Source organism: Bacteroides sp. D20, from assembly GCF_003436255.1.
GTDB classification, from domain to species: domain Bacteria; phylum Bacteroidota; class Bacteroidia; order Bacteroidales; family Bacteroidaceae; genus Bacteroides; species Bacteroides uniformis.
Genome location: NZ_QSOO01000012.1, coordinates 64,315 through 77,888 on the forward strand (window position 1 = coordinate 64,315; position 13,574 = coordinate 77,888).

Here is a 13,574-nt window from a genome sequence, read left to right on the forward strand (position 1 = left end):
ACAGACCATTTGTTTATTTACCATTTATAATTGATACCGAAACTGAGCAATTCTTTTACCTGAAAATAGCTGTCCCCTTCCGTCGGCTTGGCACTGTCGTCATAGCGGGCGTGCACATAGAGCTTGGTGGAAAGATAGCGGTTCAGCACAAAGTTCACCGTGTTTTCCCATTCAATACGTGTCCACTCATAACTGGTCTGGAAGTCCAAGCGGGAATCCAGCGTGATGGAAGGAATGATGGTCCATGAAAGTGTAGGCTGTATCTGCGAACCGAAGTTATGCTTCACGCATTTGCCCTCATCAAGACCGAAACTCACTTCATTCACCCCCTTATTTCCTACATAGCGCAGCATGTACGTCAGCGGAGCCATGAAAACGGACAAGCTGAATTTCTGCTTCTTCAACTTGTAGTCCATACCGATACTGCTCGACCAGTCCGCCGGAGCAAAGAAAGCCGAAACCAGCTCTTCACTGTTGGCCTTGTAGCCATTGCAGAACTGGGTCTTAAACTCAGTCGTGATGGTATAATACCACTTGGACGCAGCCTGAATACCCAGTTTACTGTACAGCCGGAGTTGGTCGGTACTTACCAGATAGTTATGAAACTCGTCGGAAGGTGCGGAGCTGAAGCCCAGCTTGGCATCGAGCAGATTTTCCCACTGCACCTTTTCACGGTCATTATAGTTGGCAAACAGTTGCAGGTTGGCAAGCACGGCGTTAGTGCTCTCACCTCCCTTGTACCAGTTGTCGGAGATATAGTTCTGGGTAATCTGCAATGAACCGTTTCCACCCGTCACCCACCAGTTGGGCTTGTGGATAATCACGTCGGCTTCCTCCTTCACTCCCACCATATTCTCTTGTGCAAACAGTTTCACGACGGACGGCTTGGAAGAAGCCTCCTTCTCTATATTATCCTTGAATATCTTCCCTTTCATCACCTCCTTCTCGGTCATTACAACCAGATTGGGACAATTCACATACGTGTTCAGCAACGTACGGTCCACCAGTTTGTTGGCTCGGTCCTTTGAGGTGAAACTCAGTGTGTCGAACGGCAACATCTCGCGCGTCAGGGCAGGCACCGTATCAGGCACCTGGAAATGCCAGTCCACCTTGGAAAGGCGTCTCATGGGGGCATAATAATAGGTAAGGGGAAGGAACAACCTATAGTAGTTCGGATTGGAAGGTATATAACGCTCCGGAGTCGTGGGGTCATTCAAATAATCCAGCACTCCGATATACCTTTCATATAATATGGAAACAGTATCCAGCCTGTACCCCATACCTTCCGGTTTCAATTTCAGAATCATGTATTCTTTCATTATATCCGGCAAGGTGTCGGCTTTGGCAGTTGTTTCCTGTCCACTGTTCTTCGAGGCGGTATCCAGCGTATTCTGTGCCATCACCGACGAAGAAATCATCGTAGCAATTAACCAAAATGCAATGTGTCTATTCTTCATAATGCCCTAAAGTCTATGTTTCGAGCGCAAATTTAGCTTAAAATGTTTAGAAAACATAGAAAAGCCATAAGAAAAAGGCAAGAAGGACTTTCTTCGATGAAATCGTATTTTTTAATAATTGTTTCATCGAAACTTTCTCTACTTCCTCTTTTTTTTATAATTTTGCGCTTTTTAAGTTCTACGTGTACTGACGGGAGCAGTGCGCACCCTGAACGACAAGCCGTATAGGCTCTTGGCATTAGATTAAACAATTAATAAAATAATATAGTTGTGGGAGAAACAAAGTATATTTTCGTCACCGGTGGTGTTGCCTCTTCATTAGGTAAAGGTATCATCTCATCCTCCATCGGTAAATTGCTGCAAGCAAGAGGTTACAAGGTAACCATCCAGAAGTTTGACCCGTATATCAACATCGACCCGGGTACACTGAACCCTTATGAACACGGCGAATGCTACGTTACCGTGGATGGCCACGAAGCCGACCTCGATTTGGGCCATTACGAACGCTTCCTGGGCATCCAGACCACCAAGGCCAACAATATCACGACCGGACGCATCTACAAAAGCGTCATCGACAAAGAGCGCCGGGGTGACTATCTGGGAAAGACCATCCAGGTTATTCCCCATATTACAGACGAAATCAAGCGTAATGTAAAACTGCTGGGAAACAAATACAAATTCGACTTTGTTATTACCGAGATTGGCGGTACAGTGGGTGACATCGAGTCTCTGCCCTATCTGGAAAGCATCCGTCAGCTGAAGTGGGAACTGGGAAAAGACGCCTTGTGCGTACACCTTACTTATGTCCCCTACCTGGCAGCTGCCGGTGAGCTGAAGACCAAGCCCACCCAGCACTCCGTAAAGGAACTGCAAAGTGCCGGTATCCAACCCGATGTCCTCGTACTGCGTACGGAACATGAGTTGAGTACCACCCTGCGCAAGAAAGTGGCTCTGTTCTGCAATGTGGACGAAAATGCCGTGGTGCAGAGCATCGACGCGCCTACCATCTACGAGGTGCCCATCTTGATGCAGCGCCAGGGACTGGACGTTACCATTTTGAAGAAAATGGGACTTCCCGTCGGCGACACTCCGGGACTGGGACCGTGGCGCGCTTTCCTCGAACGCCGTCACAAAGCCGAAGAGACTGCCCCGCTGCACATCGCATTGGTGGGCAAATATGACTTGCAGGATGCCTACAAGTCCATCCGCGAGGCCCTTTCACAAGCAGGAACCTACAATGACCGCAAGGTATCGGTAGACTTCGTGAACAGTGAAAAGCTGACTGACGAGAATGTGGCAGAAGCCCTGAAAGGCATGGCAGGCGTACTTATCGGTCCGGGATTCGGCGAACGCGGCGTTGCCGGCAAGTTCGTAGCCATCAAATATGCGCGTACGCACGACATCCCCACCTTCGGTATCTGTCTGGGTATGCAGTGTATCGCCATCGAATTTGCCCGTAACGTACTGGGTTATGCCGATGCCAACTCACGCGAGATGGACGAAAAGACACCACACAATGTCATCGACATCATGGAAGAGCAGAAGTCCATCACCAATATGGGTGGAACCATGCGTCTGGGTGCCTACGAATGTGTTCTGCAGAAAGGCAGCAAGGCATACGAGGCATATGGTACCGAGCATATCCAGGAACGTCACCGTCACCGCTACGAGTTCAACAACAGCTTCAAGGATGCCTACGAAGCAGCAGGCATGAAGTGTGTGGGTATAAACCCCGAATCGGACCTGGTGGAAATTGTTGAGATTCCCGCATTGAAGTGGTTTGTCGGTACCCAGTTCCATCCCGAATACAGCAGTACGGTATTGCATCCGCACCCACTGTTCGTAGCATTCGTGAAGGCCGCCATCGAAAATGAAAACGAAAAGAAATAATTTGTAATAAGTAATTTGTAATCAACAAAGAATGGATAAAAATACCATCACAGGTCTTGTTCTGATAGCGATATTGTTAGTAGGTTTCAGCTTTCTGAGCCGTCCCAGCCAGGAGCAGTTGGAAGCACAGCAACGTTACTACGACTCCATAGCCCAGGTGCAACAGCGCGAAGCCGACTTGAAAGCCAAGGCGGAAGCAGCCCTGGCCAACGAAAGCGGAGCGGAAGCAAGCGTTGACTCCACTGCCCTCTTCTTCGACGCCCGTCAAGGAACCAACTCGCAGGTAACCATCCAGAACAACCTGGCAGAAATAACCGTAGATACAAAAGGCGGGCGCATAGCTTCGGCCACGCTGAAGGAATACATGGGACAAGACAAGACGACCCCCGTCACACTGTTCAGCGGCAATGACGCTTCCATGAATTTCCTCTTTTACAACAAGAAAGAGACTATCCAGACGGAAGACTATTATTTCACCGCAGTAAACCGTACGGACAGTACCGTCACCATGCGTTTGTCGGCAGACAGCAACAGCTATATCGACTTTACCTACAGCATGCACAATGACACATACCTGATAGACTTTACTATCCAGGCTGTCAATATGGAAGGCAAGCTGGCCGCCACCAACAATTATGTGGACATCGAGTGGTCTCAGCGTGCCCGTCAGATAGAGAAGGGTTACACCTACGAGAACCGTCTGGCTGAGCTGACTTACAAAATCGCCGGAGAGGGTACCGATTATCTGTCTGCCAACAAGAACGATGAAAAGGAAGTTCCGGAACGCCTGGACTGGATTGCCTTCAAGAACCAGTTCTTCTCTTCAGTATTCCTGGCAGATGCCGACTTTGAAAAGACCAAGCTGAGTTCCAAGATGGAGACTCAAGGCAGCGGCTACATTAAGGACTATTCTGCGGAGATGAGCACGAAGTTCGACCCTGCTGGCAAGGAACCTACCCAGCTGTTCTTCTACTTCGGCCCCAATCACTACAAGACCCTGACCGCACTCGACAAGGGGCGTGACGAGAAGTGGGAGCTGAACCGTCTGGTCTATCTGGGCTGGCCGCTCATCCGCTGGATAAACAAATGGTTCACCATCAACATCTTCGACTGGTTGTCCAGTTGGGGGTTGAGCATGGGTATCGTACTGTTGTTCATGACGTTAATCGTAAAAGCTGTAGTATTCCCCGCAACGTGGAAAACCTACATGTCCTCTGCCAAGATGCGCGTACTGAAACCGAAAATCGACGAGATAAACAAGAAGTACCCCAAGCAGGAAGATGCCATGAAGAAGCAGCAGGAAGTGATGGGCCTCTACAGCCAGTACGGAGTCAGTCCGATGGGCGGATGTCTGCCGATGCTGATACAGTTCCCTATCTTGATGGCCTTGTTCATGTTCGTGCCGAGTGCCATTGAACTCCGCCAGCAGAGCTTCTTGTGGGCAGACGACCTTTCCACTTACGATGCGTTCATCAACTTCCCGTTCCATATCCCGTTCCTGGGAAGCCACCTCAGCTTGTTCTGCCTGCTGATGACGGTTACCAACATATTGAACACGAAGTACATGATGCAGCAACAGGATACGGGTGCCAATCCGCAGATGGCTGCCATGAAGTGGATGTCATACCTGATGCCTATCATGTTCCTCTTCATATTGAACGACTATCCTTCGGGATTGAACTATTACTACTTCATCTCTACGTTAGTCAGTGTGGTAACAACGCTCATCATGCGCAAGACAACCAATGAGGAAGCCCTTCTTGCTCAGTTGGAAGCCAACAAGAAAGACCCGAAGAAGATGAAGAAAACCGGTTTCGCCGCTCGTCTGGAAGCCATGCAGAAACAGCAGGAACAGATGATGAAAGAAAAACAGAACAAAAAGTAGTAAGACTACCGTTCAAGATATTCTTTTGCAGAAAGCCGGACAATGACATTTGCCCGGCTTTCTTATCCTTACACCAACGAAAAAATTCACAGACTCTAAATTATGCAGACTAAATACACCTACAAACAAATCTGGCTCATAGCCTACCCTATCCTAATCAGCCTCCTTATGGAGCAGATGATAGGTATGACGGACACCGCCTTCCTCGGACGTGTAGGCGAAGTCGAGTTGGGAGCATCTGCCATCGCCGGTGTCTTCTATATGGTCATCTTCATGGTTGCCTTCGGTTTCAGCATCGGGGCACAGATACTCATTGCCCGGCGCAACGGCGAACGGCAGTATAAGGAAATCGGTGACTTGTTCTATCAGGGCATCTATTTCCAAGTCGGGATGGCGACAGTCATGTTCCTGCTGTCCTATTGCTTTTCGCCGATTATCCTGAAACGCATCGTAGCCTCGGAACATATCTACGAAGCAGCCACCAGCTACCTGCACTGGCGTGTATTCGGTGCCTTCTTCTCGTTCAGCGCAGTCATGTTCCGTGCCTTTTTCTTGGGAACCACCCAGACCAAGACACTGACACTGAACTCTATCGTCATGGTGTTGAGCAATGTTGTATTCAACTATATCCTGATTTTCGGTAAATTCGGTTTTCCTGCACTCGGCATTGCCGGAGCCGCCATCGGCTCCTCATTGGCCGAGCTGGTTTCGCTGTTATTCTTCATCCTCTATACCCGTAGCCGTATTGACTGCCGCAAGTACGGGCTGGACCGTATTCCGAAGTTCCGGCTGGACGTATTGAAACGGATGCTGAACGTCTCTTTCTGGACCATGATACAGAATTTCTTCTCCCTCTCCACCTGGTTCTTGTTCTTCCTTTATGTGGAGCATCTGGGAGAGCGCTCGCTGGCAGTGACCAACATTGTCCGCAATGTGTCCGGCATACTGTTCATGGTACTCATGGCATTTGCCTCTACCTGCGGTTCATTGGTCAGCAACCTCATCGGTGCAGGCCACTCCGATTGCGTGGCAGGCACTATCCGGCAACATGTACGCATAGCCTACGTTTTCGTACTTCCGCTGGCATTGCTTTTCGCGCTGTTCCCCAAGCTGATTCTGGGAATTTATACCGACATACCCGACCTGCAGGATGCTGCCGTGCATTCGCTTTGGGTGATGTGCTCCACCTATCTGTTCCTGGTTCCTGCCAATGTCTATTTCCAGGCAGTTTCCGGAACCGGCAATACGCGTACTGCATTGGGCATGGAGCTGGCAACGCTGGTCATCTACACAGCCTATATCACCTACATTATTCTGATTCTGCAACTCGACGTGGCCATCTGCTGGACCTCGGAAATGGTTTATTCCAGCTTTATTCTCATTTTCTGCTGGCTATATATCAAACGTGGGAATTGGCAAGGAAGGAAAATTTAGTATCTTTGCATTGAAATAACCGAAACAAAAAACATATATGAAACAAGTAAATCTACTACTTATGTCAGCAGCCATGACATTGGCCTCTTGCGGAGGCACAAAAGATGCCGGACAGCAGCAGGACGCAGCAACGCTCATCCAGCGGTCGGACATCAAGATTGAAGGAAAGCGTATGACACCCGAGGCACTCTGGGCGATGGGACGCATCGGCAGTGTGGCCGTATCCCCCGACGAAAAGCAGATTGCCTACACGGTATCTTATTACAGCGTGCCCCAGAACAAGAGTAACAGCGAAGTCTTCGTCATGAATGCCGACGGTAGTGACAATACCCAGATAACGCATGACGCCTGGCAAGAAGGACAGCCCACGTGGTTTAAGGACGGCAAGAAGCTTGCCTTCCTTTGCAACGAAAGCGGCAGCAGCCAGGTATGGGAAATGAATCCCGACGGCAGCGGACGCAAGCAGCTGACCCAATACGAGGGAGACATCGAAGGGTTCTCTTTCTCGCCCGACGGCAAGAAACTCCTTTTCATTGCCCAGGTAAAGACCGTAAAGAGTACGGCAGACAAACATCCGGACCTTCCTAAAGCCACCGGCATTATCGTTACCGACCTGATGTACAAGCATTGGGACGAATGGGTGACTACTGCTCCCCATCCGTTTGTTGCTGATTTCGACGGCAATGCCATCAGCAATGTCACCGATATTCTTGAGGGAGAGCCATACGAAAGCCCGATGAAGCCCTGGGGCGGTATCGAGCAGCTGGCATGGAGCCCGTCTTCTGATAAAGTGGCCTATACATGCCGTAAGAAAACCGGACTGGCGTATGCCATTTCCACCAACTCCGACATTTATATCTACGACCTTGCCTCCAAGGAAACCAAAAACATCACGGAAGAAAACAAGGGATATGATACGAATCCCCAATACTCTCCCGACGGCAAATACATCGCCTGGCAGAGCATGGAGCGTGACGGCTACGAAGCCGACTTGAACCGCTTGTTTATCATGAACCTCGAGACCGGTGAGAAACGTTTTGTAAGCAAAGCTTTCGAATCGAACGTGGACGCCTTCTTGTGGAACAAAGATTCCCAGAGCATCTACTTCATCGGTGTATGGCATGGCGAGACACAGATTTACAACATCGACCTTGCCGGAAACGACAAGCTTACCCAGCTCACCGACGGCATGTACGACTATGCTTCGCTTGCCCTTTGCGGAGACAAGATTATCGCCAAACGCCACTCCATGAGCATGGGCGACGAAATCTATGCCGTAAACAGTGCACGCAACGGCGACGCTTTTGCAGAAGCAGTGCAACTGACCACAGAAAACAAGCAGATTTACGACCAGCTGGAGATGGGTAAGGTGGAAGCCCGCTGGATGAAGACCACCGACGGCAAGCAGATGCTGACCTGGGTGATTTATCCTCCACAGTTCGACCCTAACAAGAAGTACCCCACCCTCCTCTTCTGTGAAGGTGGTCCTCAGAGTCCCGTCAGCCAGTTCTGGAGCTACCGTTGGAATTTCCAGATTATGGCGGCAAACGACTATATCATCGTAGCTCCCAACCGTCGTGGTCTTCCGGGCTTCGGTGTAGAGTGGAACGAAGCCATCAGCGGTGATTATGGCGGCCAGTGCATGAAGGACTACTTCACTGCCATTGACGAAATGGCGAAAGAACCTTTCGTCGACAAAGACCGCCTGGGTTGCGTAGGTGCCAGCTTCGGAGGTTTCTCCGTATATTGGCTTGCCGGACACCATGACAAACGCTTCAAGGCATTCATCGCACACGACGGTATCTTCAACATGGAAATGCAATATCTGGAAACGGAAGAGAAATGGTTTGCCAACTGGGATATGGGCGGCGCTTATTGGGAAAAGAACAACGCTACGGCACAACGCACTTTTGCCAACTCCCCGCATCTCTTCGTCGACAAATGGGACACCCCTATCCTCTGCATCCACGGAGAGAAGGACTTCCGCATTCTTGCCAACCAGGCAATGGCCGCCTTCGATGCAGCCGTGATGCGTGGCGTTCCTGCCGAACTGCTTATCTATCCGGACGAAAACCACTGGGTACTGAAACCTCAGAATGGCGTGCTGTGGCAACGTACCTTCTTTGAATGGCTGGACAAATGGTTGAAGCCGGCTAAGTAAAGCCCCTCAAAAACGATAAAAACAAATAGTCCCGGATTCTTGACAAAGAATCCGGGACTATTTGTTTTTATTGTACACCGCCCGATTCATTTTTTATGACTATAATTTGAAAGTATTAGGTGTAATACGTACCTTGATAGAAGTCCAAGAAAAAATCAAATCTCATCCCGATTTAAAGAAACGTTACTTTCTTAAGCCTGATGAAGTTATTTTATTGGCAGACGGAACAAAAATTGTTGTCAACAACCAGTGGGGAACATTATTTCCAAGATTTCTTGAAGCAGCAAAGAAACTGTACCAAGTAACCAATGATTCGGAAAGCAATACTCCAATATCCCGATTAAAGATTACTTTTGGTAATGGGAAAGTAATTCAAGAGATATGTCTTGAAAAATACTTTTTCATGAAGAGTACGTATATTACGCTCAATAGTAAGATACACCCTATCAAGAAGATATAGCCATACTGTTGGTAATAAATATATCCTACTATTATAAAAGTCTGTATTGTCATATAGGCCAGAGAGACTATGACATGAGGAATCTTCAGCTCATTCGCCATAATCTGATACAGATGTTTGCGATGCGGCAGCCCGATATTCTCATGAAGCATCAGGCGGTGAATGATAGTCAGTACACTATCCACACCATAAACGGATAAAAGGACTATCCAACTGAAATCTTCCGTTTCAATGATGAGCCTGCCTATCAGGAAAAGAAGGATAAAGGCAATGCTCACCGACCCCACATCACCGGCAAAGCATTTAGCACGCTTGCGGAAATTGAAGAAACAGAAGACTAGAACGGAACAGATAACGGTATAGATGAAATCCGCTTCCACAAAAGTAACCACCTCCTTATTGATATAGGCCAACGCAGCAAGAATAACCAGAGAATAACCACCGGTTATGCCGTTAATGCCATCCATAAAGTTGTAGGCATTGATGATGCCCGTACAGACTATCAAGGCTATGACTATCCACCACCAGGACAAGGAGAAAAGTCCCCACTGATAAAACATCATAGCCATAGCAGAGAAATGAAAAAGCAGCCTTGTCATCTGTCCGGTGGATTTTATATCGTCCACGAAGCTGATGAACGTCACCAGTGTCAAGGCAAGCAGGAACCAGGGATATTCAAAGCCACTCGTCAGGAAATAGGCAAACGCCCCGAAATAGAAAATAATCCCACCACCGCGTAAAGTCACTTTCGTATGGGAACTCCGCTCATTGGGCTTGTCGATGATATTGTACCTATCAGCCACTCTAAAATAAAAAAGTTCTGCCAAAAACAGCAGAACCAAAACCATTAAATAATACATCATCCGTTTTTGATTATCCAGTAAAACCAGAGCTGAATACATGTAAATCCTAAAGATACAATACCCAGCCCTATCAATAAGACACCTAAATATACATTCATTCTATATTGAAGTTTTCCAACACATTGGTCGGCTTCCATCCCAATTCACGTATCGCCTTTTCATTACTGAAAGTCAAGGATTTCGTAATCTTATCTAACTTCAAGGAATTGATTGGAGCTTTCCTTCCCAAGCAATCACCTGCCAAAGCCATGCATTTAGCCACCCAGTACGGTATTGATAAAGGCAATTTCTTATCCAGTTGCCTGCAAATAGTAGTCTCAAGTTCTCTGAAAGTCGGGTGATGACTGTCACATACATTGTAGATGCCTCCCTTTTCTGCCAACAGAGGAACTAATTTTGCAATATCCTGCACCATCAATACACTCTTTCGTGCCTGACTGCCAGCAATACTGAGGTATTTCCCACTGCGGATACCATAAATCATAGCCCCCAGATTTCCCGGAGGGTTGGGACCGGCAATCAAGGAAGGACGGATTATGCCTAAAATGACATTATGTTCGTAACACCACTTTTGCAGATATTCCTCCGCAAGACGCTTACTCATGGCGTATGGTGTGTCTCCATTCAAAGGATGGTCTTCCGTAATATTCTCGCCATAAGCACAACCGTAAACTGCCACCGTGGAAATAAAAATAAATACTCTCGGTACTCCAACTTTTTCCAATGCAGCACAGAGATTCTTTGTACCCTGTAAATTCACATCAAAAAACATCTGTTTCTCGGCTTCACTTCTGGGCACAGAATGGGCTTTTCCTGCAGCATGGAGTATAATATCATACCGTTCATGTAATTCAGGAATCTCATTGGCTATATTTACAGTATAGTCATTCTGCGATAGCAGTCCTACAGTTGCAACAGTATACATTCTATCCAAAAGGGAACGTATGCCATTACCCAAAAAACCTGAGGCTCCGGTAAATAAAAGCTTCATAAAATGAATAGGTTATCTTAGCTCAACAGTCTATAATACTTTTCCAGTATCCGTTCTTTTGCAAAAACAGTATCCGCCACCGTTTTCGCATTGTTTTGCATTGCGGACAGACATGTCCTATTAGAATAGATATGCTCTATCATACGGGCCAGCATTTTAGGATTATCCGGCTCTACAACCCAGCCCAACGAATATTCTTCAATGCATAAAGCAATCTCCGACTGTCTGTCACCGATAAATAGCATAGGCTTGCCGCTTGCCATTATATTATATGATTTGGAAGGAACCCCCAAACCGTACATCCCATCAGATAAAGTCACAATGCCAATATCACAAGCATTCAAGAAATCATTCTGATTCGCACGATCCTGGAAACCCAACAAGGATACATTCTTATGTGTCCCTTTTTTCATATATGACACTATGTCACCAGCCTTGGCACCATCACCTATGAATAGGAAATGAATGTTATCATTTTTAATGAGTCCTATAGCTTCCAGCAGATTATCTATACCTTGGGCATAGCCCAAATTCCCTGCAAACTGAAATACAAATCTGTCCTGCAACCTCAAGGATGAACAAATCCGGGTACCTGCTTTATCCATAGGAAAGACCACTCCATTCTCAGCCCAAATAGGTATAAAACAGATTTTGGAAGCATCCCCTATTTTTTTTTTCAACACCTCACTCATATCCCTGCCTATCGAAATACAAAGTACAGCTTTAGAATAAGCGGCATCAAATACCCTTTTCAGACTTTTGTAAATGAAGGAGGAAGAAGACAGACGCTTTATGGCCACCAAATTTTCAGGAAATATATCATGTACGAGAATCTTATATGAAACGCCTTTTATCCATGCAACAAGTGGCATCATCAGTATTAGAAAAGCAGGATTGGTTACCACCAGGACCTCATCTCCATTCCTTACCAGCTTTAGTATTTTGCCGAACAGCAACAAACTGGACAACGACAACCTAAGAGTTCTTTTTACGAAGTTGTTCTTATCAATATTGGGTACATATACCCTATGAACCTTTACTCCATTGCGTGATTCCTCATTCAAGCGTGACCGCTTTTCGCCATTATTATATACAGACCCAGTACATAACACATGCACGTCCATAGCTCTAGCTGCCAGATATTCGGCTATTTCAGTCATGTAATATCCCGTAGAAGTTTTTACTGGATAATATATTTCAGAAACAACCCACACTCTTTTAGAAGACATTGCGTTTTCAGAATTTTCTCCAAACCATCTTGTTCACCACCCCCGTATAGCTCTGAATTATCTTCACGACCTTGGCCGATACATTCTCATCCGTATAATTGGGCACCGGCAGACCGTGATCCCCATTCCTATTCATCTCCACGGCAGTATCTACAGCCTGAAGCAAGGATTTGCCATCAATGCCGGCAAGGACAAAGATACCCTTGTCAAGAGCCTCGGGACGCTCCGTACTGGTACGGATGCATACAGCAGGGAAAGGATGCCCCACAGAAGTGAAGAAACTGCTCTCCTCAGGCAGGGTACCGCTGTCACTCACAACGGCATAGGCGTTCATCTGCAGGCAGTTGTAGTCGTGGAAACCGAGAGGTTCATGCTGAATCACACGTCTGTCAAGTGCAAAGCCGCTTGATTCCAGACGTTTCCTGCTACGAGGATGACAACTGTAAAGTATGGGCATGTCATATTTCTCGGCCATAGCGTTAACCGCGCTGAAAAGAGACAGGAAGTTCTTCTCCGTGTCAATGTTCTCTTCCCGATGCGCGGAAAGCAGGATGTATTTACCTTTCTGGAGATGCAATCTCTGATGAATATCGCTGGACTCTATTTCGGATAAATTCTCATGCAGGACTTCCGCCATGGGCGAACCGGTTACGTATGTACGTTCTTTCGCCACGCCCGAAGCGTTCAGGTATCTGCGGGCATGCTCCGAATAGCAGAGGTTCACATCGGAAATGACGTCCACAATACGGCGGTTGGTCTCCTCAGGCAGGCACTCGTCAAAGCAGCGGTTGCCTGCCTCCATATGGAAGATGGGGATATGCAGACGTTTCGCACCTATCACGCTCAGGCAGGAGTTCGTGTCTCCCAACACCAGCACGGCATCAGGTTTCACCTGCACCATCAGCTTGTAGCCGGCGTTGATAATATTCCCCATCGTGGCACCGAGGTCATCGCCGACGGCATCCATATACACATCGGGGTCTTTCAGCTTCAGGTCACGGAAGAAGACACCGTTCAGGTTATAGTCGTAATTCTGGCCGGTGTGGGCCAGAAGACAGTCAAAATAACTGCGGCATTTGTTGATGACAGCCGCCAGGCGGATGATTTCCGGACGGGTGCCCACTATAATCAGAAGTTTCAGTCTGCCGTTCTCCTGAAACCTGACTTGCGAATAATCCAATTTTATATCCATCTGTTCCTATAT

Annotated in this window: 9 protein-coding genes; 4 read left to right on the top strand and 5 right to left on the bottom strand. The window is 47.5% G+C overall.

The features are described from left to right. Window positions 1-17: 17 nt before the first annotated feature. Window positions 18-1,457 carry a DUF3078 domain-containing protein gene (locus tag DXD78_RS13210; protein ID WP_009038495.1) on the bottom strand — a complete coding sequence of 480 codons (1,440 nt, stop codon included), beginning with the start codon at window positions 1,455-1,457 and terminating at the stop codon, window positions 18-20. 270 nt (window positions 1,458-1,727) lie between these two features. Between DXD78_RS13210 and DXD78_RS13220 the strand changes: the two genes are divergently transcribed. The 4 genes from DXD78_RS13220 (at window position 1,728) to DXD78_RS13235 (ending at window position 8,827) form a co-directional block, all read left to right on the top strand. Beyond that, on the top strand, window positions 1,728-3,347 hold the full coding sequence (locus tag DXD78_RS13220) for a CTP synthase (RefSeq protein WP_008663543.1): 1,620 nt from the start codon (window positions 1,728-1,730) through the stop codon (window positions 3,345-3,347). A 31-nt stretch (window positions 3,348-3,378) separates the two neighbouring features. Beyond that, complete coding sequence (gene yidC, locus DXD78_RS13225) at window positions 3,379-5,232, top strand: membrane protein insertase YidC (RefSeq protein WP_005836982.1); 1,854 nt, start codon at window positions 3,379-3,381, stop codon at window positions 5,230-5,232. Between the two features lie 102 nt (window positions 5,233-5,334). Beyond that, window positions 5,335-6,666 carry an MATE family efflux transporter gene (locus tag DXD78_RS13230; protein ID WP_005836981.1) on the top strand — a complete coding sequence of 444 codons (1,332 nt, stop codon included), beginning with the start codon at window positions 5,335-5,337 and terminating at the stop codon, window positions 6,664-6,666. Window positions 6,667-6,703: 37 nt separating this feature from the next. Beyond that, window positions 6,704-8,827 (top strand): S9 family peptidase, encoded by a 2,124-nt coding sequence (locus DXD78_RS13235; RefSeq protein WP_009038496.1) that lies wholly within the window; start codon window positions 6,704-6,706, stop codon window positions 8,825-8,827. 372 nt (window positions 8,828-9,199) lie between these two features. Here DXD78_RS13235 and DXD78_RS13240 read toward each other — a convergent pair whose 3' ends face one another. The 4 genes from DXD78_RS13240 to wecB form a co-directional block, all read right to left on the bottom strand. Then, window positions 9,200-10,147: a glycosyltransferase family 4 protein gene (locus DXD78_RS13240; protein ID WP_117652761.1), complete on the bottom strand. Its 948-nt coding sequence runs from the start codon at window positions 10,145-10,147 to the stop codon at window positions 9,200-9,202. 97 nt (window positions 10,148-10,244) lie between these two features. Beyond that, window positions 10,245-11,141, bottom strand: coding sequence for an NAD(P)-dependent oxidoreductase (locus DXD78_RS13245; RefSeq protein ID WP_009038498.1), 897 nt, complete (start codon window positions 11,139-11,141; stop codon window positions 10,245-10,247). A gap of 17 nt (window positions 11,142-11,158) precedes the next feature. Then, window positions 11,159-12,370 (bottom strand): glycosyltransferase family 4 protein, encoded by a 1,212-nt coding sequence (locus DXD78_RS13250; RefSeq protein WP_117652762.1) that lies wholly within the window; start codon window positions 12,368-12,370, stop codon window positions 11,159-11,161. Between the two features lie 7 nt (window positions 12,371-12,377). Beyond that, the gene (gene wecB, locus DXD78_RS13255; RefSeq protein WP_009038500.1) at window positions 12,378-13,562 is read right to left on the bottom strand and encodes a non-hydrolyzing UDP-N-acetylglucosamine 2-epimerase; all 1,185 of its coding nucleotides are present in this window, start codon (window positions 13,560-13,562) and stop codon (window positions 12,378-12,380) included. Between the last annotated feature and the right edge of the window lie 12 nt (window positions 13,563-13,574).